The sequence below is a fragment of the Paraburkholderia sp. genome (genome assembly GCF_035948235.1).
Classification (GTDB): Bacteria; Pseudomonadota; Gammaproteobacteria; order Burkholderiales; family Burkholderiaceae; genus Paraburkholderia.
The window spans coordinates 1-22332 of sequence record NZ_DASZJJ010000010.1 but is presented as its reverse complement, the minus strand read 5'-3'; the positions used below and the strand labels follow the sequence as shown (position 1 = coordinate 22332).

Genomic DNA, 22332 nt, shown 5'->3' with positions numbered 1-22332 from the left:
TCGGCCGGCGCCGCCGTCCGCGCCTTCGCACGGCCGGACGCCCGCAGCAGCCCCAGCCGGCATGCGCCGGTCAGGGACGCATCGCGCGTCCGACCCGCATTTTTGATCGCCTAGAATGGCGGCGCCCGGTCATGAGCCGGCCCGCAGACGAGCGGCCCGCGCCGCAGCGTCGATCAAACGGCTCCTCGCGACACCCCGCGACGAGCCGCGCCCGTGTATCAGGAGAATGATGAAGAAGTTCGCAGTGTGCGTCGCGCTCGCCCTCGTTGCAGGAAGCGCCGCGGCCAAGGATTGGAAAACCGTGCGTATCGGCGTCGATGCGAGCTATCCGCCGTTCGAGTCCAAGGCCGCCAACGGCCAGATCGTCGGCTTCGACGTCGATTTGACCAAGGCGCTGTGCGCGCGCATGAACGTGAAGTGCGTCTGGGTCGAAAACGACCTCGACGGCATCATCCCCGCGCTCAAGGCCCGCAAGTTCGACGCGATCATTTCGTCGTTGACGATCACGCCGCAGCGCCGCCAGCAGATCGACTACTCCGACAAGATGTTCGACGCGCCCGCGCGCATGATCGCGCGCACCGGCTCGCCGCTGCTGCCGACGCCGGAGTCGCTCAAGGGCAAAAACGTGGGCGTCGAGCAGGGTTCGACCCAGGAAGCCTATGCGAAGGTGCACTGGGCGTCTAAGGGTGTGAACGTGGTGTCGTACGCCAACCAGGATCAGGTCTACCAGGATCTGATGTCGGGACGTCTGGACGCCACGCTGCAGGACGAAGTGCAGGCCGACTACGGTTTTCTGAAGACGCCGCGCGGCAAGGGCTTCGGCTGGGCCGGTCCGGAAGTGGAAGACCTCGCGACGATCGGTGACGGCACCGCCATCGGCCTGCGCAAGGACGACGCGGACCTGAAGGCGAAGTTCAACGCGGCGCTCGCGTCGCTGCACAAGGACGGCACCTTCGACAAGATCGCGAAGCAGTATTTCGACTTCGATATCTACAAGGGCAAGTAAGCCGACGGCCCGCGTGAGCCGGGGCCTGCCCCGATAGACCGCGCGGGGCCTTCGTATACAGTGTGGCAACTTCGCAGTGTGGCAACTTCGCAGTGCGTCAACCGCGCTGTGACAGCCATACGGCCCGGCGGGTTACGGGCCAATGCAGAACAACGGACCATCGGGAACGCGGCCAGCCAGCCCGGCCGCGCATGAACGGCAATTGAACCGCGGCAGCGACTGCCGCGTCTTTCGCGGGACACGCCTTCGCTAGTCGGGGCACCCCGTCAGGGACTCACCTATGTTTCTTCAAGGCTACGGCCCGCTGATCCTCGCCGGCACCTGGCAGACCGTCAAGCTGGCCGTCCTCTCGCTCGTGCTGTCCTTCGTGCTGGGCCTGCTGGGCGCGGCGGCGAAGCTGTCGAAAAACCGCATCGTGCACGGCGCGGGCACGGCGTACACCACGATCATTCGCGGCGTGCCCGATCTCGTGCTGATGCTGCTGCTGTTCTACAGCCTGCAGATCTGGCTGAACATGGTCACCGACCACTTCGGCATGGACCAGATCGACATCGACCCGTTCCTCGCTGGCGTGATCGTGCTCGGCTTCATCTACGGCGCGTACTTCACCGAGACCTTCCGCGGCGCGTTTCTCTCTGTGCCGCGCGGTCAGCTCGAAGCGGGCCACGCCTACGGCATGACCAACTGGCAGGTGTTCACGCGCGTGATGTTCCCGCAGATGATGCGCTTCGCGCTGCCCGGCATCGGCAACAACTGGCAGGTGCTGGTGAAGTCGACGGCGCTCGTCTCGATCATCGGTCTGGCCGATGTGGTGAAGGCCAGCCAGGACGCCGGCAAGGGCACGCTGCGCTTCTTCTTCTTCACGTTGCTCGCGGGCGCGATCTATCTCGTCATCACGACCGTTTCGAACTTCGTGCTCATGTATCTCGACAAGCGCTACTCCACCGGCGTGCGCAAAGCGGATCTCTGAAGCGACTCAGGCACAGGACAAGGCCAACGACAATGCAAGACCTGATCCAGCTGATCCAGCAATACTGGCGCAACTATCTCTACACCGACGGCTATCACTTCACCGGCGTCGCCATCACGGCGTGGCTGCTGGTGATTTCGATCGGCCTGGGCTTTTGCCTGTCGGTGCCGCTCGCCGTGGCGCGCGTCTCGAAGAAGAAGTGGCTGTCGGGCCTCGTGTGGCTCTACACCTACGTCTTTCGCGGCACGCCGCTCTACGTGCAGTTGCTGCTCTGCTACACGGGCCTCTACAGCCTCGACATCATCCGCGATCACGAGCTGACGAGCGCGTTCTTCCGCAGCGGCATGAACTGCACGCTGCTCGCCTTCACGCTCAACACCTGCGCCTACACCACCGAGATCTTCGCGGGCGCCATCAAGGCCACGCCCTATGGCGAGATCGAAGCGGCGCGCGCCTATGGCATGTCGCCGTTCACGCTGTATCGCCGGGTGATCCTGCCGTCGGCACTGCGCCGCGCGCTGCCCTATTACAGCAACGAAGTCATCCTGATGTTGCACGCGACCACCGTGGCCTTCACGGCAACCGTACCCGACATCCTGAAGATCGCACGCGACGTCAATTCGGCGACTTATCAGTCGTTTGGCGCCTTCGGCATCGCCGCCGTGCTGTACCTGATCATTTCTTTCACGCTCGTGTGGCTGTTCCGCCAGGCCGAGCGCCGCTGGCTCGCATACCTGCGACCGCAAGGCAAGTGAGCCATCGAGGTCATAGATGAATTCCCAGAAGCAAAAACTTTTCGTCGACTCCATCCACAAGCAGTACGGCGACCATGAAGTCCTCAAGGGCGTCTCGCTCAAAGCGAACGCCGGCGACGTGATCAGCGTGATCGGCTCGTCGGGTTCGGGCAAGAGCACGATGCTGCGCTGCATTAACTTCCTCGAGCAGCCCAATGCCGGGCGTATCGTCGTCGACGGCGAGGAAGTACGCACCAAGGCCGACAAGCGCACCGGCGCACTCCAGGTCGCCGACGTCAAGCAGTTGCAGCGCGTGCGCACCAAGCTCGCGATGGTGTTCCAACACTTCAACCTGTGGTCGCACATGACGGTGCTGGAAAACGTGATCGAGGCGCCGGTGCACGTGCTCGGCCTCTCGCGCAAGGAAGCCGAGGACCGCGCGCGCGTCTATCTGGAAAAGGTGGGTCTCGCGCCTCGCGTGGAGAAGCAGTATCCGTCGCACCTGTCGGGCGGCCAGCAGCAGCGCGTGGCGATTGCCCGCGCGCTCACCATGAACCCCGACGTGATGCTGTTCGACGAACCCACCTCCGCGCTCGACCCGGAACTGGTGGGCGAAGTGCTCAAGGTCATGCAAAAGCTCGCCGAGGAAGGCCGCACCATGATCGTGGTCACCCATGAAATGGGCTTTGCGCGCAACGTGTCGAACCACGTGATGTTCCTGCATCAGGGCCGCGTGGAAGAGGAAGGCGTGCCTGCCGAGGTGTTCGCCAACCCCAGCAGCGAACGTCTGCGCCAGTTCCTTTCGGGCAGTCTCAAGTGATTTTCCGATGAAGGACTACACGATGTAGTCGACTACATTTGCCAGACTTGCGATGTAGTAAAAGTAGTATTTCAAGGCGCTTTCAGCGCCTTTTCTTTTTTCTGACAAATCACCGTCCGAGCGGCCGATTTTTCGGTAAAAAACGCACTTTTCGCATTACTCCTGCCTGTTTCGCGCGTCAATAGTGGCAATCCTGAAGAGGCCCCCGTGAAATCCGTGTGTGCCCTGTCCTACAAGGATTTAGGCATACTTTTCAGATCCGGTTGACCACCATCCAGGAAGCACATATTGCAATTTGACGACACACCGCAACCCGCGCGCGATTTCGTTCGCCAGCGCGGACCTTTTTTGCTAAATTAGTAACCAAAGTAGCAAAACAAAGTTCATTAAAAGTAGTTTCACTTCAAATAAGAACGGGAGATGCCAGTCAACCAGGGGATCTGCATGACGACTCGAACAGGTTGTCCTGCTCGCATCGTTCCGTAACGCCGATCCCTCGGGTCACACTCCCTTTACGCGACTATTTCTGTCCGCAGCACCCCGAAGGCGCGCGGACGTCTTTCGCAGTACTAAGGTTGACTCTTTGACAGGGTATGGAGGAGAAGATGAAGAAAGCATTGCTCGCCGCAGCACTGATGTCTGCCGGCGTCCTCGCGCATGCGCAAAGCAGCGTGACGCTCTACGGCCGCCTTGACGCAGGTATCGCGTACATGAGCGGCGTCGGCACCGGTGGCGGCACGGGCGCCGCTACCAGCGGCAAGAGCCAGGTTCAACTCGAAAGCGGCTACTGGGGCACGAGCCTTTGGGGTATGAAGGGCGTTGAAGACCTCGGCGGCGGCAACAAGGCACTCTTCCAGTTGGAAGGCAGCTTCAGCACCGCAACGGGTAACGGCCCGGGCAACGGCGGTCTCTTCAATCGTTGGGCAACGGTCGGTATGTCGAACGACCAGTTCGGTACCCTGCTGCTGGGCCGCGAACTGTTCATCTCGAACGGCATTTGGGACTTTGACCCGTTCGGTCAATCGAACTGGTCGTCGGCGTCGCTCGTGCGTGGCCGCAACTGGCCGCAGTCGAGCAACAACATTTCGTACCAGTCGCCGAAGATCGCCGGTTTCGACGTGTACGGCCAGTACTCGCTCTCGAACCAGACGAGCTGGAACGGTCAGAGCACGGCAAGCGGCGCTCAGGGTCGTGAAGACGGCCTGCAGCTGACCTACACGAACTCGCTGTTCCAGATCCGCGGCCTGTACGACGAAATCCGCAACCCGGCTAACGGTACGCTCGGCGGCGCTTACGATCCGACCGGCGTGAACTCGGCCAACACGGGACAAGGCGTGTTCGCCTTCTCGCGTGACTACATGGCGATGGTCAACGTGTTCCTCGGCCCGTTCAAGGTCCAGGGCGGCTATGAAGCCGTTCGCTCGGCAGGCATGACGGGTCAGCTGGTTGGCCAGCCGACCACGCTCGATCACGAATGGGGCGGTGTGACGTGGCAAGCCACGCCGGCAGCCGCGCTGATCGCAGCGGTCTACCACGTCAACGCGAACAACGGCGGCGGCAACGCCACGCTGTACACGATCGGCGGCTCGTACAACCTGTCCAAGCGCACGCTGCTCGACATCCAGGCAGCCACGGTGCAGAACAGCAAGTCGGCCAACTTCGGTCTGAACGCCAACAACTACGGCACGTCGTCGGCTACGGGCAACCCGCTGGTCGGCCACAGCCAGTCTGGCGTGTACGCAGGCATCCAGCACTCGTTCTAATGGCCTGAAAGGCGCATAGAACGAGTGTAGACAGAACAGCTACATCGACGTTTTCACGCTGCTGCGAGAGGCGCGTATCGGTGCGGTGTCCGAAAGGGTACTGCACCGTTTTTTATTGTGGGGACGGGCCGCGCGAGCGGCGCCGTCCCCTTCTTTCTTCTATGTAGTGAAACTAGTGAAACGACGCGCGGCTTAGACCGCTGCTTCGTTTTCTTCGCCAGTACGGATACGGATCACGCGTTCGACGTCGGTGACGAAAATCTTGCCGTCGCCGATCTTGCCCGTGCGCGCCGCGCCGATGATTGCGTCGATCACCTGGTCGCTCTGGTCGTTGGCGACCACCACCTCGATCTTCACCTTCGGCAGGAAGTCCACCACGTATTCGGCGCCACGGTACAGCTCCGTGTGGCCCTTCTGGCGGCCGAAGCCCTTGACTTCGGTGACGGTCAGGCCCGTGAGGCCCACTTCGGCGAGCGCCTCGCGCACTTCGTCGAGCTTGAACGGTTTGATGACGGCGGTAATGCGTTTCATGGCGAGCCTCGTCTGGATCGGGGTTATCTGGGTTAATCGCTGGGTCAATCAGTTAGATCGTTACAGCGGCATCGATGCTGCGAATAGTTCCTGCAATTCTACGCTGCGCGCGCGCAGCTCAAGCCTTGGGCTCCTGCGTGGGCACGCGATCAAGATCCGCGAGCCACACCGCGCTCTCCGAATCGCTCGGCGCGCGCCAGTCGCCGCGCGGCGAGAGCGAGCCGCCCGAACCGACCTTCGGCGCATTCGGAATGCAGGTGCGCTTGAACTGGCTGGTGCGGAAAAAGCGGTCGAGGAAAATCCGCAGATTGCGCTTGATCGCCGCCAGGTCGTACGCGTTGCGCGCGACCTTGGCGTTTTCAGGCCACGCGCCCGCTTCGCGATCGCCCCACGCATGGCGCGCAAGGAACGCGACCTTGGTGGGCGCGAAGCCAAAGCGCAGCGTGTAGTAAAGGTTGAAGTCCTGCAGCTCGTACGGGCCGATGGTGCTTTCGGTCTTCTGCTCGGGTGCGCCATCGGTCTTGCCGGGAATCAGTTCCGGGCTGATGTCGGTGGCGAGAATCGCTTCGAGCACGTCCGCCCCGCTCTCGCCGTTCTGGCCGATCTGACCGGTTTCCGCGACCCAGCGCACGAGGTGCGTGATGAGCGTCTTGGGCACGCTGGCGTTCACGTTGTAGTGCGACATGTGATCGCCCACGCCGTAAGTGCACCAGCCGAGCGCGAGTTCGGACAGATCGCCCGTGCCGATCACGATCGCGTGATTGAAGTTGGCGAGACGGAACAGGTGATTCGTGCGCTCGCCGGCCTGCACGTTTTCGAAAGTGATGTCGTAGCTTTCCTTGCCCTCGGAATACGGATGGCCAAGGTCTTCGAGCATCTGCATGCAGCTCTGGCGGATGTCGATTTCGCGCGCCGTGCAGCCGACCAGATTCATCAGTTCGCGCGCCTGGCGCAGCGTGCGTTCGCTGGTCGCGAAACCCGGCATCGTATAAGCGAGGATATTGGCGCGCGGCAGCCCGAGCCGGTCCATCGCCTTCGCGCAAACCAGCAGCGCATGCGTGGAATCCAGCCCGCCCGACACGCCGATCACCACTTTCTTGATACCCGCCTGCGACAGACGCTGCACGAGCGCCTGCACCTGAATGTTGTAGACCTCGTTGCAACGCTCGTCGCGACGCTTCGGATCGGCCGGCACGTAAGGGAAGCGTTCGACGCGGCGCGCGAGCGCAAGCGTCTCGCGCGTCCACGCGCCCTGGTCCTGAGCCGCCAGCTCGCAGCGGATCACGCGGAACTTCGCCACTTCATCGGCAAAGCGGCGCACCGAATCGCCGAAGGTGGTCTGGCGGATGCGTTCCTGCTGCAGCCGTTCGAGATCGACATCGGCGTAAATCAGATGCGAGTCGTCGAGAAAACGCCCGGATTGCGCGAGCAGTTCGCCGTTCTCGCAGACCAGCGCCTGGCCGTCCCAGGCCATGTCGGTGGTCGATTCGCCCTGACCCGCCGACGTATAGAGATAAGCCGCCAGGCAACGCGCCGATTGTTGCGACACCAACTGCTGCCGATACCCCGCCTTGCCCACCACCACGTTCGACGCCGAGAGATTCACCAGCACCGATGCGCCCGCGAGCGCCGCGAACGACGACGGGGGAATCGGCACCCAGACGTCCTCGCAGATCTCGACGTGAAAGCGCAGGCCCGCAATCGGCGCCGCCTCGAACAGCAGCGACGCGCCAAACGGCACATCCGCGCCCGCGATGCGCACGGTGTCCGTGCTGGCGCTGTCGGCGGCGCTGAACTGGCGCGGCTCGTAGAACTCGCCGTAGTTCGGCAGGAAGCTCTTCGGCACGATGCCCGCCACGCGGCCGCCCGACACCACCGCCGCACAGTTGAAGAGCGCATGCCCCACGCGCACCGGCAGGCCGACGATCATCACGAGCGGCAGTTCGGCCGACGCCTCGACGATCTGCGCGAGCGCCGCTTCGCACGCATCGAGCAGCGCCTGCTGATGGAAGAGATCGTCGCAGCTATAGGCGGACAGACCGAGTTCCGGGAACGCGACCAGCGCCGCGCCTTCGGCGGCGGCTTCACGCGCGAGCGTGAGCGTCTGTGCGGCGTTGAAGGCCGGATCGGCCACGCGGCAGCGCGGCACGCCTACGGCCACGCGCGCGAAACCGTGCGAATAGAGATTGAAGAAGCGCTCTTTCATTTCGATAACCGATAAGCGATAGCCAGAGGAGGTGGCAGCACGATGGCGCGGGCCTCACCCCGCCTTCACCCGTTTTGGTCGTTTGCTTTACCATGACCGCTTGCCGCGGCACGCATACCGCCAGGCCAGGTCAGGCGATGCCAGGCAACGCGAGGCACCACGAGGCACCCCCAGGCAACATCGGCCACATCAAGCAAGCACGGGCACACCAGTTGGACAAGGAACATTTCGATTATCGCACGGGCATTATCGGCTCACTGTCCGAGCTCGACGCCGCCGAATGGAACGCCCTGCTCGCGCGCCAGGCGCAGCCGACGCCCTTTCTGCGCCACGAATTCCTCTCGGCGCTCGACGCCACGCGCTGCGCCGCGCCCGACGCGGGCTGGGCGCCGCAGTTCGTGACGCTCACGGATGCGCGCACGGGGCGCCTGGCGGCCGCAGCACCGGTCTATCTGAAGGGCCACTCATACGGCGAGTACGTGTTCGACTGGGCCTGGGCCGATGCCTACAAGCGCAACGGCCTGGAGTACTACCCGAAGCTGCTGTGCGCCGTGCCGTTCACACCGGTCCAGGGCACGCGCCTGCTGGCCGCCGACGCCACCGCGCGCCGCCATCTGGCCGCCACCCTGCTGGCGTTCGCGGAGCAGACCGACGTGTCGTCGCTGCATGTGCTGTTTCCGACCGAGGAAGATGCGTCGGCGCTCACGGGTCTGGGCATGATGCAGCGCGAGGGCGTGCAGTTTCACTGGCTCAACGACGGCTATCGCGACTTCGAGGATTTTCTCTCCACGCTGGAGCAGAAGAAGCGCAAGAACATCCGCGCCGAGCGCCGCAAGGTGCGCGACGCGGGCGTGACGCTCAAACGCATTCGCGGCGAGGACATCCACGACGAGGACTGGCGCTTTTTCAGCCGTTGCTACCGGCAGACCTATCGCGAACATTTTTCGTCGCCGTATCTGAATCTGGACTTCTTCCGCATGATCGGCGCGAGCATGCCGGAGAACCTGCTGCTCGTGATCGCCGAATACGAAGGCAAGCCGATCGCCAGCTCGCTCGTGGTCTATCAACGCGACGCCGATGGAACCGGCGGCACGCTCTACGGCCGCTACTGGGGCGCGCTCGAACACGTGCCCTGCCTGCACTTCGAGACCGCGTACTACCAGCCGCTGGAATTCTGCATCGAGGAAAAACTCGCGGTATTCGAAGGCGGCGCGCAGGGCGAGCACAAGATGGCGCGTGGCTTCATGCCGACGGTCACGCGCTCGGCGCACTGGCTCGCGCATCCGGCTTTCGCGGATGCGGTCGCGCGCTTTCTGGAAAGCGAGACCAACCAGATCCACGCCTACATGCACGAACTCAACGAGCACAACCCCTTCCGTGGCGAAGGGGGTCCCAGCGGTGGTCCCAGCGGTGGTTAAAACCGTGGCTAAAGCAACCGTGCCGTGGTTCCTCTATCTGCTCGAATGCGCCGACGGCAGCGTCTACACGGGCATCGCCATCGACGTCGAGGCGCGCTTCGCGCAGCACGCGAACGGCACGGGCGCGCGCTACACGCGGGCGCGCAAGCCGGTGCAGGTGCTGGCGCAATTCGAACTCGCCGATCGCGCCAGCGCCTCACGCGCCGAGTACTGGGTCAAGCGCCTGCGTCCGGCTGAAAAACGCGCGCTCGCGGCGGGGGAATTTGCGCTGGATGCGGTCTTGCCTGCGCCGCCCGAGCCCGCCGAATCCGCAGAAAGCGCGGCCCCGGAAGCCTGAACCGAACGCGCATGAAAAAACCGCACGGCCTCGCGGCGCGTGCGGTTTTTTCGTGGCGAAACTCGCGAAAGATTACTTCTTCGCGTTCGCGACGCCTTCCGTGATTTCCTTGTGAGCGGCTTCGATGCCGGCCCAGCCTTCGACCTTGACCCACTTGCCCTTTTCGAGCGCCTTGTATTGCTCGAAGAAATGCTTGATCTGGTCCTTCAGGTACTCGGGCACGTCGTCCAGCGACTTGATGTTGGCCGTCATCGGGCAAACCTTGTCGTGCGGCACGGCGATCAGCTTGGCGTCGACGCCCGACTCGTCGGTCATCTGCAGCATGCCCAGCGCGCGCGAACGCACGACCGAGCCAGCCAGCAGCGGGAACGGCGTGATCACCAGCACGTCGACCGGGTCGCCGTCGCCCGACAGCGTCTGCGGGATGAAACCGTAGTTGACCGGATAGCGCATGCCGGTGCCGACGAAACGGTCGACGACGAGCACGCCCATTTCCTTGTCGGCTTCGTACTTGACCGGGTCGCTTTGCGCCGGAATCTCGATGATGACGTTGAAGTCTTGCGGCAGATCCTTGCCGGCGGGCACGTTTGCGAAGCTCATGAGCGCTCTCTGTTGAAAAGGGAAATAAGCGACGGTTGCACGCTACGGCGGCGGCGCGCGATGCAGGGCATGCGCGCCACGCCGGCGCGAAACCGGACGGTGTAGGTTGTCGGCCATTATAGCCAATCGGCCAGGGCAAATCCCTGGTGAGGGCCGCAGACAGGCGCATGCAACGCGGATTCAGCGTTTCCTGAATTGTCGAGCAGCGCGGCCGGGAATGGCGCGATAATGGCCTGGCTGTCTGTCGTTCCCTCTTTCCCTTCTAGCGTTTCACTCCCTACCCAGCGAGGCGCATGCATGGAAGCAGCGAAGCATTTCATCGGCGGCGAGTGGTGTTCGCCCGCCAGCGGCGAGACCCTCACCGCCATCGATCCCTCCACCGGCCTCCCCTTCTCCCAACTCGCGCGCGGCAACGCCGCCGACATCGACACAGCGGTGAGCGCCGCGCGCCGCGCCTTCGACGGCGCGTGGGGCGCCCTGTCCGCCGCCGAACGCGGCCGCCTGCTGTTCGCGCTCGCGGGCCTCGTCACACGCGACAAGGAAACCCTCGCGCAGCTCGAAGCGCAGGACACCGGCAAGCCGCTCAAACAGGCGCGCGCCGACGCTGCGGCGCTCGCGCGCTATTTCGAGTTCTACGCGGGCGCCGCCGACAAGCTGCACGGCGAGACCTTGCCCCACCAGCCCGGCTACACGGTGCTGACGATCCGCGAGCCGCACGGCGTTACCGGCCACATCGTGCCGTGGAATTACCCGATGCAGATCTTCGGACGCAGCGTGGGCGCTGCGCTCGCGGCCGGCAACGCCTGCGTGGTGAAGCCCGCCGAGGACGCCTGCGTTTCGCTGCTGCACGTGGCGGCGCTGGCGCGCGAAGCAGGCTTGCCGCCGGGCGCGCTCAATATCGTGACCGGCCTCGGGCACGAAGCGGGCGCGGCGCTCGCAGCGCACCCGGGCATCGACCACATCTCCTTCACCGGCTCGCCGCTCACGGGCAAGCTGGTCGCGCAGATGGCCGCGGAACATCACGTTCCAGTCACGCTGGAACTGGGCGGAAAGTCGCCGCAAATCGTCTTCGCCGATGCGGACTTTGACGCCGCGCTGCCCGTGCTGGTCGCCGCGATCGTGCAGAACGCCGGGCAGACCTGCTCGGCAGGCAGCCGCGTGCTGATCGAGCGCAGCGCCTACGAGCCGCTGCTCGAGCGGCTGGCGGCGGCGTTCGGCGCGCTGCGCGTCGGGCCTGCGAGCGCCGATCTCGACTGCGGCCCGCTCATCAGCGACAAACAGCGGCGGCGCGTGCGCGATTTCCTCGACGAGGCACAGGCAGCAGCATCGCCATGGCCGCGCGCGGCAAGCTCGATGCGAGCGCGCCCGATGGCGGCTTCTACGAAGTGCCAGCGCTGTTGCGCGATGTGCCGCCGCAAAGCCGTCTTGCGCAGGAGGAAGTGTTCGGGCCGGTACTCGCGGCCATGCCCTTCGACGACGAAGGCGAGGCGCTCGCGCTCGCCAACGGCACGCCCTACGGGCTGGTGGCGGGCGTATGGACCCGCGACGGCGCGCGCCAGTTGCGCATCGCGCGACGTGTGCGCGCAGGCCAGGTGTTCGTCAACAACTATGGCGCGGGCGGCGGTGTCGAACTGCCGTTCGGCGGAGCGCCCTCTGGCGGGGCGCGCCAGTCGGGCCACGGCCGCGAAAAGGGTTTCGAAGCGCTTTACGGCTTCACCGTGCTCAAGACCATCGCAATCCGCCACGGCTAGACGCGCGACAAAGCCAGGCAACGCACAGCAAAACGAAACGGAGACACCATGCGACTCAAAGGCAAAACCGCCGTGGTCACGGGCGCCGGCTCGGGCTTCGGCGAAGGCATCGCCAAAACCTTCGCGCGCGAAGGCGCGAACGTCGTCATCAACGATCTCAACGCCGAAGCCGCACAACGCGTGGCGAGCGAAATCGCCCTGGCGGGCGGCAAGGCCATCGCCGTACAGGGCGACATCACGCGCGAGGCCGACTGGCATGCGCTGCGCGAAGCCGCCGTCGACGACTTCGGCAGCGTGGAAATCGTCGTCAACAACGCGGGCACGACGCATCGCAACAAGCCTGTGATGGACGTGAGCGAAGCCGAATTCGACCGCGTCTATGCCGTCAACGTGAAGGGCCTCTACTGGAGCGTGCGCGCGTTCGTGCCACATTTTCGCGAGCGCGGCGGCGGCGCGTTCGTCAACATCGCCTCGACCGCGGGCATCCGGCCGCGCCCGGGACTGGTCTGGTACAACGGCAGCAAGGGCGCGATGATCGTCGCCAGCAAGGCGCTCGCCGCCGAACTCGGCCCCGACCGTATCCGCGTGAACTGCGTGAATCCGGTGATCGGCGACACGGGTCTGACTGCCGAATTCATGGGCGTGCCCGACACGCCCGAAAACCGTCAGCGCTTTATCGCCACGATTCCGCTCGGGCGCTTTTCCACCCCGCAGGACGTGGCCAATGCCTGCCTCTATCTGGCTTCCGACGAAGCGGCCTTCATCACCGGCACCTGTATCGAAGTAGATGGCGGGCGCTGCGTGTAGCCAGCAACGACGCCACGTAAGTCATTGACCCATTGGTGTTTTCCCGCGCCGCCCAGGCCTGGCGGCGCGTATAGAATGGTCGTGCTTTGTCCACGAATAGCCGCTATAACAAAGCGGCAATAGAAGCCGGCCGAGCCAGCGGCCCGCACGGAGACACCATGGCCAGTCCAGCGAATCACCTGCCGCACGCGGGTGCGGGCGCGCCCCTGCCCGCCTTCGAGGAAGCCACCTACCGCAAGGTCGCGTGGCGTCTGATCCCGCTACTCATGCTGTGTTACGTGGTCGCGTATCTGGACCGCGTGAATGTCGGCTTCGCCAAGCTGCAGATGAGCACCGCGCTCAATCTCTCCGATTCGGTCTATGGCTTCGGCGCGGGCATTTTCTTTATCGGCTACTTTTTGTTCGAAGTGCCAAGCAATGTGATCCTGCATCGCGTGGGCGCACGCGTGTGGATCGCGCGCATCATGGTGACGTGGGGGCTCGTCTCGATCCTGACGATGTTCGTGACCACGCCCACTATGTTCTACGTGATGCGCTTTCTGCTAGGCCTGTGCGAAGCGGGCTTTTTCCCCGGCATCATCCTCTATCTCACCTACTGGTATCCGGCGCACCGGCGCGGGCGCATGACGACGTGGTTCATGACGGCCATCGCGCTGTCGGGCGTGATCGGCGGACCGGTTTCGGGCTGGATTCTCAAGTCCTTCGACGGCGCGCACGGCTGGGCCGGCTGGCAATGGCTGTTTCTGCTCGAAGGACTGCCTTCGGTGATCGTCGGCGTGCTGGTGTTTTTCGTGCTGGACGATCGCATCGGCAACGCAAAATGGCTCACGCCGGAAGAGCGCGCGCTGCTCGAACGCAATATCGCCGCCGAGGACGCCACCAAGGAAGACCCGCCCCTGCGCACCGTACTCACCAGCCCGCGCGTGCTGCTGATGAGCCTCACGTATTTCTCGTTCGTGATGGGCCTTTACGGCGTGAGCTTCTGGCTGCCCACCATCATCAAGGCGACGGGTGTAAAGGACGCGCTGGCGATCGGGCTGCTTTCGGCGATTCCGTTTGCGGCGGCGGTGGTCGGCATGGTGCTGGTCGCGAAGAGCGCCGACCGTTTGCGCGAGCGGCGCTGGCATATCGCGATTCCCGCTGCTGTGGGCGCGCTCGGCCTCGTGCTGTCGGTCGCGTGGGCGCACGACACGGTGCTGGCGATGGCGGCGCTCACGCTTGCGACCTTCGGCATCCTCACGACCTTGCCGCTGTTCTGGAGCCTGCCGACAGCGTGGCTCGCGGGCACGGGCGCGGCGGCAGGCATCGCGCTCATCAACTCGATCGGCAATCTGGCGGGCTTTCTCAGCCCCTACGCGGTGGGCTGGCTCAAGCAGGCGACCTCGGCCAACGATTCGGGCATGTATCTGCTCGCGGCCTGCATGATCGTGGGCGGATTGCTTGCGCTTTCGGCGCCGGCGAAGCTGGTGAATCGCTGAACGCGGCCTTCCTGTCCGCGCAAAGAAAAAGGCCGCTGCGAAGCGGCCTTTGTTCATTCCAGCATCGACGAAAAACGCCTCAAACGATATTCATCGCCAGCGCGCTTTCGCGATAGTGCGTCGCCGCTTTGCCGGCATCGCCCAATTCCTCGTGCAGGCGCGCGAGCGCGCGATGCGAGCGGATCTTGAGCGGCTCGTTGTGGCTCGTATTGGCCGACTTGAGCGCCGCTTCCAGGAACGACTGCGCCTTGCCCCAAAGCTGCTGCTTCAGACACAGACGGCCCAGCGCGAACAGCAGATCGCCGTCCTCGGGACGCTCCTTGCGCCAAGCTTCGGCTTTCTGGATCAGCGGCAGCGCGTCGCTACCGGCCGTGTCCGGATAACGGCGCAGCAAGCGCGCGTCCCAGTTCTGCGCCAGCGCTTCTTCGACGATCTTGCGCGCGTCGTTCTGGCGCTCCAGCGCGATCAGCAACTCAGCCGCGCAGTCGGCCAGACGCGGCGAATGACGCTCGACGGGCGTGAGTGCGTGCCACAGTTCGAGCAGCGCGTCGGCGTTGTGACGGCGATCGCGCAGCAGGTTTTCCGCCGCCAGCTGGCGCAGCCGCACCGCTACGGCCGGATGCAGCGCCTCGCGCTTTTCCAGCGTCTTCACGAGCTTGAGCACTTCGCTCCAGTTCTTGAGCTGCTGCTGCGCGCGCAGCGCGATCTGCTGCGCGTGGATGCGGCGGCCGCCCTGGGTGCGCATTTCAGTGAGCGCGGCAAGCGCGCCGTCCGCATCGCGGCCATCGGCGCGCATATCGGCGGTGGCCATCAGGCGCGCTTCCTGCAACTCCGGATCTTCGACCTGGGTAAGCCATTCGTCGCGGCGTGCGTATTCGTGCAGACGGTGTGCGGCATTCGCGGCGATCAGGCCTGCCGCGCCCTTGTTGTTCTCGTCGGCGAGCGAGTCGCGCGCGGCTTTCTCGGCGCGCGAGAAACGGCCCGCGTAGAGATTGCCCACCGCATCGCGCAACGCCGAATTCGCCTTTTCCTTGCGGGCGCGCGCACGATACGCGGCCACGCGGCGCGGCATCGTCACGATATTGCGCACGAAGCGCAGGATCGCGTAGAGCAGCAGGAACGCCACGACGATGCCGACCACGAACAGGTTCAGCGAAACATCGACGCGATACGGCGGATAGACGAGCAGCACCTGCCCCGCGTCGAAGCGCCCGACGGTTGCGAGCGCGACGGCCACCGCGAAGAGGAGCGCGAGCCAGAGGAGTCCACGGATCGCCATGCTTACCCCCGGCTCTTGTATTGCTGGACCGCCTTCAGGCTCTCGTCGAGCGTGGGCAGCGCGACCGCAGCCGAGCCCGCATCCACCTGCTTGAGCAGATCGCGCACGTTCTGCGTCTCTTTCGAGGCGCTGTCGAAGTAATGCGCGAGTGCGGCGTCGGCGGCGGCGAGGTCGGACTTGAGCGTGGCCTGGTTGCGCGAGAGCAGCGACAGGCGCGCCGACAGCAGGCGCAGCTTCACGTTCTCGCGCACAAAATAGCCCTGGTCGGGCGAGGCGAGCATGGCGTCGGCGTTATCGATGCGGCGCACCTGCACGAGACTGGCGATCTGCTGGCCGATACCGGAGACAAACGTGTCGAGCCAGGCTTTCCAGCGCGGCTCGCCGGTCGCGGCGGCGGTCTTCGCGACATCGGTGGGCGTAGCGACTTCAGGTTTGGTGTGGGCGACGAGCGCTTCGCCCGCGAGCGGCAGCGTGTCGATGGCGGCAAGCGCCGTGTCGAGCTTGATCGCCATGCCCGCGAGATCGGTCGACGGCGCGGCCTTGAGCTTGTCGGTGTCCTGCGCGATGGCCTTGCGCACCGCGAGTGCCTGCGGGCTGTCCGAGGCGGCCAGGCGCGTGTCGGCGCTTTGCAGCGCAAACAGCGCGAGCTGCGTGTTGCCCGTCAGCTGGAGCTGCTCGCTGGCGCTGGAAAGCATCTGGCCGACTTCGGCGAGGGTCCAGTCGTCGCGGTTTTTGGCGAGATCGGCGTATTGCTGCGCGAGCGCCTGCTGCGAGGTCTGCGCGTCGGCGATCTTGCCTTCGAGCTGCGCCATCTGCTTGTCGATCTGCTGCGCGCCGCTGACGGCCTGATCGGCGCGTGCGCGCAGCGCGGCGGTCTGCTGGTCGGCGGCCTGCTGGCGCTGGGCGAGCGACGCGTCCATGCGGTCGAGCTTGCGGTTGAGCGCATAGCCGCCCGCGCCCGCGCCAGCCGCGACCAGCACCACCACGAGCCAGAGGATCGCGGAACCCGCGCCGCTGCGGCGCGCGTTTGAGCCGGAAGGCGGCGTGGTGGGTGCGGAAGCATACGACGATGCGGGCCGCGCGGACGAAGCCGAAGACGACGAGGTAGAAGAAGCGGCAGCGCTTTGCGTCACTGCGGAAGCGCCTGAATTGGGAACGTGGCTGGAATCGTTCTGATCAGTCATGCGGTGTTGTGCCGGCGGCGAGGCCGGGGTGTTCTGAACCGGTTGAGCCGCGGACTGCGCGGCTGAAGAACCATCTGGGGAAACCGTGGCTGCCGACTGGGACGATGCGAGTCCGAGCAGCGTGTCGACGATGCGCTCGTCGCCCGCGCCGGACACCGTAATCCTATCAAAACCCAATGAGCGCGCCGTCTCGGCGATCCGTGGATGCGGCGCGACCAGATGCGCGTGGCGCAGTTCGACGATTTCGCCCGCCGTGAGGTGTTCGCGCGCGAGTTCGTCGAGATTGCGCACGCCCTCGGAACTGGTCACGAGCCAGGCGTGCGGCGCGCCTTCGAGCAGCGTATGCACCGCCGTCCACGCGCCGATGGGCGGCTCCGGCACGATGCGGCGGTAGGCGGCGACGGCCTCGACTTCGGCGCCCGCTTCGCGCAGGCGGTCGGCGAGCCATTCGCGCCCGCCGTCGCCGCGCACGATCAGCACGCGCTTGCCGGCAAAGGCGTTCTCGCCGAGGGTCTTTTCGAGCGCCGCGTACAGCGATTCGGAGTCGAAGCGCGCCGGTTCTTCGTCGGCGGTGCCGGTCGGGCTGACGACGCGATGATCGGGCGCGCTCACACCGTGGCGCGCCAGCGCCGCAACGCTGGCCGGACCGACCACGCCGATGGGCAGCGCGTGCGGCCAGATCGACGAAATCGACCGGTAGCACTCGAACGCGCGGTCGATGGCGTTGGGCGAGACGAACACCACCAGTGCGTAGCGGTCAAGCGCGCCGAGCGCCTCGCGCAGCGGCGTGTCGTCGCGCACGGGCGCGATGGCGATGAGGGGAAATTCGAGCGGCTTGAGGCCGCGAGCGCTCAAGAGCGTGCCAAGCGCGTCCGACTGACCGGCCGGACGGGTGATCACGACCGTGAACGGCTCACTGGCGCGGGCCGCCGCCGGCGCGGGATGGGTGCCATCGGTCGGACCCACCCATTCGTCGGGCTGGGCCGAAGCGGGCGTGCCGTCGCGGCGCGGCTGCCAGGGGCTCGTCATCGTCCGCCTGCGCCGCTGGTGGGATCGCCCGCATCCGACGAGCGCGTCGAGGGCGGTGAATTCGGCACGCGTTGCTCCTCGGGACCGGCTTCGGCGAGCGCGCGCACGATCTCCAGCGCCCCCTGGGCGATCAGATCGTCGGCGACCTTGCGGCCGAGCGCGACGGCATCCGCCACCGTGGTGGGCGCGCCGGCTTCTTCGGCGGCCAGCACGCGGCTGGCGTCGGGCGTGGAAATGGTGCCGCGCAGCGCGAGTTTGCCGTCGTGCCACTGCGCGTAGGCCGCGAGCGGCACCGAGCAGCTGCCGCCCAGCGCGCGCGACACCATGCGTTCGGCCTCGACGGCCTTGGCGGTGGCGTCGTCGTGCAGCGGCGCGAGCCACGCGGCGACATCGGCGCGGTCAGCGCGAATTTCGATACCGAGCGCGCCCTGCCCCGCTGCCGGCAGGCTGTCCTCGGGCGCGAGCAGCGCGCGGATCCGCGCACCCAGTCCCAGACGCTTTAGACCCGCAGCCGCGAGGATGATGGCCGCGTAGTCGCCGCGGTCGAGCTTGGACAGGCGCGTGTCGAGATTGCCGCGCAGCGGCTTGACGTCCAGATGCGGATAGCGCGCGCGGATCATCGACTCGCGGCGCAGGCTGGAAGTGCCGACCACGGCGCCCGGCGGCAGCGCGGCCAGCGAGTCGTAGTCGTTCGACACGAAGGCGTCGCGCGGATCTTCGCGCTCCATGATGGCCGTGAGCGCGAAGCCTTCGGGCAGCTCCATCGGCACGTCTTTGAGCGAATGCACGGCGAGATCGGCACGGCCTTCGGCCAGCGCCTGCTCCAGTTCCTTGACGAACAGACCCTTACCGCCAACTTTCGACAGTGTGCGATCGAGAATTTGATCGCCACGGGTGGTCATTCCGACGATTTTCACGTCGCAGGATGGATATAATTTGTGCAGCGCAGCTTGAACGTGTTCGGCCTGCCACATCGCAAGGCGGCTCTCCCGCGAGGCAATGACCAGCGTGCGAGGTGTGGCCGACATGGGCGCGGATAACGTCTCGGAATTCATGGCAAGCACATCGAATGACGGGTTCGAAAAAACAGAATCGGATAACAGGCAATGTTAGCACGCGCCCCTTTTTCCGCTTGCCCGTTGGGCGACCGGAGGCGGCGAAAAGCGTGCGGCGGCAAGGAAGAGACCCGGCTCGGCAACATCGGCAACGAGCCACATGCAGCGCGCGATTCATGCACTCAGTTCGTGCACGCGTTTGCATGACGCCCGCATGGCATTGCCATGACGCGCGCGTTGCCCCATTCTCTCCCTTTCCGTCCACAGGCCCGGCGTGCGTGCGCACTCATCTGCGCGGCGACGCCTGAAAACAACGCCTGCTCCTGATTCGTCTGCTGTTTTGTCTTTAGATTCGCCACGCGCATATTGCGCTCCAGGTTGCACCCGAAGTACCTGAGGTACCTGAGTCGCGGTCCCGGCCGCGGCCATGCAGTTGGCAGTCCCCAAACAAAAAATCTGTCCATCCCTGTGGGCCTGAGTCGGGACATGTGCGCCCGAGTTGGCCCATGCAGGGCAATTGCTGGCTAGTCTTGAGGAAAACATCGTGAAGTCTTCCGGATCGGCGCGCGCAGAGCGCCGCAACAACGCATCGCAGAACGCAACTTCCGCAGCCGAAGCACAGGCGCCGGCGGAAAAATCCACAGGCACGAAGACCACGAAGACAGCGAAAGCCACGACTGAAACCGCTGCGTCGAACCCGACCCGCAGCGCGGCCGAGTCGGCGAGCGCGCCCAAGGCTGCGAAGGCGTCGAAGGCAGTCAAGGCTGCAAAGGCCGAAAAAGCCACGAAGGCCATCAAGGAACCGAAGCCCGCGAAAGCCGCGAAGGTTGCCAAGCCCACCCGCAACGGCCGCGCACGCGACGACAAGGACCAGCCGCTCTTCGAGGACATCCGCTATCTCGGCCGCCTGCTCGGCGAGGTGCTGCGCGAACAGGAAGGCGACGCCGTGTTCGACGTGGTGGAAACGATCCGCCAGACCGCTGTGCGCTTTCGCCGCGAAGACGACAACACCGCCGCGCTCGCGCTGGAAAAGCAGCTTCGCTCGCTCTCGCCCGAACAGACCGTGAGCGTCGTGCGCGCCTTCAGCTATTTCTCGCATCTGGCGAATATCGCCGAAGACCGCCATCGCAACCGCCGTCGCCGCATCCACGATCTGCAGGGCTCGGCCCCGCAGGCCGGCACCATTGCGCATTCGCTCGAACGCCTCGCACAAGCGGGCGCAGCCGCCACGCCCGTGCTGCAGCAGTTCTTCAACGACGCGCTGATCGTGCCCGTGCTCACCGCCCACCCGACGGAAGTGCAGCGCAAGAGCACGCTCGATTCGCAGCACGACGTTGCGCGCCTGCTCGCCGAGCGCGATCAACCGCTCACGCATCGCGAACTTGAGCAGAACGAAGCATTGCTGCGTGCACGCGTCACCTCGCTGTGGCAAACGCGCATGCTGCGCGACTCGCGCCTGACCGTCGGCGACGAAATCGAAAACGCGCTGTCGTACTACCACACCACCTTCCTGAGCGAAATTCCCGCGCTGTACGGCGAGATCGAAACGCAGCTCAAGGAACATGGTCTGGCCGCGCGCCTGCCCGCGTTCCTGCAGATGGGTAGCTGGATCGGCGGCGATCGCGACGGCAATCCGAACGTCACGGCCGCCACGCTCGAAGAAGCGAGCGAGCGCCAGGCGCAGGTGATCCTGCAGCACTACCTCGACGAAGTGCACAAGCTGGGCGCGGAGCTGTCCGTGTCGAACCTGCTCGCGGGCGCAAGCGACGAACTCAAGGCGCTGGCCGACGCCTCGCCCGACCAGTCGCCGCATCGTGTCGACGAGCCGTATCGCCGTGCGCTGATCGGCGTGTACACGCGCCTTGCGGCGAGCGCACGCGTGCGTCTGGGCGAAGGCGTGGTGGCCGTGCGCAGCGCGGGCCGCAACGCTGCGCCCGTGCGCGCGACGCCTTACGCCGACGCCGCCGAATTCTCGCGCGATCTGCGCGTGCTGATGGATTCGCTCGCCGAGCATCACGGCGCGTCGCTGGCCACACCGCGTCTTGCGCCGCTGTTGCGCGCGGTCGAAGTGTTCGGCTTCCATCTGGCTTCGATCGACCTGCGCCAAAGCTCGGACATCCACGAAGCCGTGATCACCGAACTGCTCGCGCGCGCCGGTGTTCAGGCCGATTACGCCGCGCTCTCCGAAGAAGACAAGCAGATTCTACTGATCGCGCAACTGGCCGATCCGCGGACGCTGCGCTCGCCGTATCTCGACTACTCCGATCTCGTGAAGAGCGAGCTGGGCGTGCTGGAAATGGCACGTGTGACGCGCGAGAAGTTCGGCGCGCGCGCGGTGCGCAACTACATCATCTCGCACACCGAAACGGTTTCCGACCTGCTGGAAGTCATGCTGCTGCAGAAGGAAACCGGCCTCATGACGGGACGCCTCGGTCACGCGGACGATCCCGCGAAGGCCGCGCTGATGGTGATCCCGCTGTTCGAAACCATTCCCGACTTGCGTCACGCCTCCGGCATCATGCGCGACCTGCTGGCGCTGCCGGGCATCGATGGCATCGTCGAGCATTGGGGCAACGAGCAGGAAATCATGCTCGGCTACTCGGACAGCAACAAGGACGGCGGCTTCCTCACCTCGAACTGGGAGCTGTACCGCGCCGAACTCGCGCTGGTCGCGCTCTACAAGCAGCGCGGCATCACGCTGCGCCTGTTCCATGGCCGTGGAGGCACGGTCGGACGCGGAGGCGGCCCGACCTATAACGCCATCCTCTCGCAGCCGCCGGGCACGGTCGAAGGCCAGATCCGCCTGACCGAGCAGGGCGAAGTCATCGCGTCGAAGTTCGGCAACCCGGAGATCGGCCGCCGCAACCTGGAAACGGTGATCGCCGCGACGCTCGAAGCCACGCTGCTGCCGCTGGGCAAGAACCCGGGCAGCGACGTGCCGGATCAACTGCCCGCCTTCGAAGAGACCATGCAAAAGCTCTCCGACGATGCGATGGCCGCCTACCGCTCGCTCGTCTACGAGACGCCGGGCTTCACCGACTACTTCTTCGCTTCGACGCCGATCACGGAAATCGCCGAACTCAACATCGGCAGCCGCCCGGCCTCGCGCAAGCTGCAGGACCCGAAGAACCGCAAGATCGACGATCTGCGCGCGATTCCGTGGGGTTTCTCGTGGGGTCAATGCCGTCTGCTGCTGACGGGCTGGTATGGCTTTGGCAGCGCGGTGTCGGCGTATCTGGACGAAGCGGGCAGCGACGCCGAACGCACGCGGCGTCTGGCGATGTTCAAGAAGATGTACAAGAGCTGGCCGTTCTTCTCGAACCTGCTCTCGAACATGTACATGACGCTGGCGAAGACGGATCTG

Annotated in this window: 16 protein-coding genes and 1 pseudogene; 11 read left to right on the top strand and 6 right to left on the bottom strand. The window is 65.2% G+C overall.

Annotated elements, in window-relative coordinates; all coding sequences use genetic code 11:
• The first annotated feature begins 229 nt into the window (after positions 1 to 229).
• From VG320_RS00650 to VG320_RS00630, 5 genes are all read left to right on the top strand, one after another.
• Positions 230 to 1006, top strand: a complete 777-nt coding sequence (locus VG320_RS00650) for an ABC transporter substrate-binding protein (RefSeq protein ID WP_327198254.1) — start codon at positions 230 to 232, stop codon at positions 1004 to 1006.
• Between the two features lie 280 nt (positions 1007 to 1286).
• Complete coding sequence (locus tag VG320_RS00645) at positions 1287 to 1976, top strand: histidine ABC transporter permease HisQ (protein ID WP_327198253.1); 690 nt, start codon at positions 1287 to 1289, stop codon at positions 1974 to 1976.
• Between the two features lie 41 nt (positions 1977 to 2017).
• Positions 2018 to 2731 (top strand): ABC transporter permease, encoded by a 714-nt coding sequence (locus VG320_RS00640; RefSeq protein WP_327198256.1) that lies wholly within the window; start codon positions 2018 to 2020, stop codon positions 2729 to 2731.
• A 16-nt stretch (positions 2732 to 2747) separates the two neighbouring features.
• Complete coding sequence (locus VG320_RS00635; RefSeq protein ID WP_327198252.1) at positions 2748 to 3530, top strand: ABC transporter ATP-binding protein; 783 nt, start codon at positions 2748 to 2750, stop codon at positions 3528 to 3530.
• 605 nt (positions 3531 to 4135) lie between these two features.
• Positions 4136 to 5293, top strand: coding sequence for a porin (locus VG320_RS00630; protein WP_327198251.1), 1158 nt, complete (start codon positions 4136 to 4138; stop codon positions 5291 to 5293).
• A gap of 192 nt (positions 5294 to 5485) precedes the next feature.
• Here VG320_RS00630 and VG320_RS00625 read toward each other — a convergent pair whose 3' ends face one another.
• Both VG320_RS00625 and VG320_RS00620 read right to left on the bottom strand, forming a co-directional pair.
• Positions 5486 to 5824, bottom strand: coding sequence for a P-II family nitrogen regulator (locus VG320_RS00625; protein ID WP_027816588.1), 339 nt, complete (start codon positions 5822 to 5824; stop codon positions 5486 to 5488).
• Between the two features lie 118 nt (positions 5825 to 5942).
• Positions 5943 to 8030: an NAD(+) synthase gene (locus VG320_RS00620; RefSeq protein WP_327198250.1), complete on the bottom strand. Its 2088-nt coding sequence runs from the start codon at positions 8028 to 8030 to the stop codon at positions 5943 to 5945.
• Positions 8031 to 8242: 212 nt separating this feature from the next.
• On the opposite strand from VG320_RS00620, the gene VG320_RS00615 reads away from it, so the two are divergent.
• Complete coding sequence (locus VG320_RS00615; RefSeq protein ID WP_327198249.1) at positions 8243 to 9448, top strand: GNAT family N-acetyltransferase; 1206 nt, start codon at positions 8243 to 8245, stop codon at positions 9446 to 9448.
• Between the two features lie 19 nt (positions 9449 to 9467).
• On the top strand, positions 9468 to 9785 hold the full coding sequence (locus tag VG320_RS00610; protein ID WP_327198255.1) for a GIY-YIG nuclease family protein: 318 nt from the start codon (positions 9468 to 9470) through the stop codon (positions 9783 to 9785).
• Positions 9786 to 9857: 72 nt separating this feature from the next.
• Here the strand turns inward: VG320_RS00610 and ppa are convergent, their stop codons facing one another.
• The gene (gene ppa / locus VG320_RS00605; RefSeq protein ID WP_321840377.1) at positions 9858 to 10385 is read right to left on the bottom strand and encodes an inorganic diphosphatase; all 528 of its coding nucleotides are present in this window, start codon (positions 10383 to 10385) and stop codon (positions 9858 to 9860) included.
• A gap of 297 nt (positions 10386 to 10682) precedes the next feature.
• Between ppa and VG320_RS00600 the strand changes: the two are divergent.
• From VG320_RS00600 to VG320_RS00590, 3 genes and pseudogenes are all read left to right on the top strand, one after another.
• A pseudogene (locus VG320_RS00600) lies at positions 10683 to 12136 on the top strand (aldehyde dehydrogenase family protein).
• 48 nt (positions 12137 to 12184) lie between these two features.
• A complete protein-coding gene (locus VG320_RS00595) occupies positions 12185 to 12943 on the top strand; it encodes an SDR family oxidoreductase (protein WP_327198248.1) in 759 nt (252 codons plus the stop codon).
• Between the two features lie 158 nt (positions 12944 to 13101).
• Positions 13102 to 14421 (top strand): MFS transporter, encoded by a 1320-nt coding sequence (locus VG320_RS00590; protein WP_327198247.1) that lies wholly within the window; start codon positions 13102 to 13104, stop codon positions 14419 to 14421.
• Between the two features lie 79 nt (positions 14422 to 14500).
• Here VG320_RS00590 and VG320_RS00585 read toward each other — a convergent pair whose 3' ends face one another.
• Genes VG320_RS00585 through hemC form a run of 3 tightly spaced genes read right to left on the bottom strand, consistent with a single transcriptional unit; the run spans position 14501 to position 18968 of the window.
• Entirely contained in the window at positions 14501 to 15700 is a 1200-nt protein-coding gene (locus VG320_RS00585) for a heme biosynthesis protein HemY (RefSeq protein WP_327198246.1), read from the bottom strand.
• A gap of 2 nt (positions 15701 to 15702) precedes the next feature.
• A complete protein-coding gene (hemDX, locus tag VG320_RS00580) occupies positions 15703 to 17913 on the bottom strand; it encodes a fused uroporphyrinogen-III synthase HemD/membrane protein HemX (RefSeq protein WP_327198245.1) in 2211 nt (736 codons plus the stop codon).
• Positions 17910 to 18968: a hydroxymethylbilane synthase gene (gene hemC / locus VG320_RS00575; RefSeq protein ID WP_327198244.1), complete on the bottom strand. Its 1059-nt coding sequence runs from the start codon at positions 18966 to 18968 to the stop codon at positions 17910 to 17912. The genes hemDX and hemC overlap by 4 nt, the downstream gene beginning before the upstream one ends.
• 544 nt (positions 18969 to 19512) lie before the next feature.
• Here hemC and ppc point away from each other — a divergent pair.
• Positions 19513 to 22332 (top strand): phosphoenolpyruvate carboxylase (gene ppc / locus VG320_RS00570; protein ID WP_327198243.1); only part of this gene is annotated, 2820 nt, incomplete at its 3' end.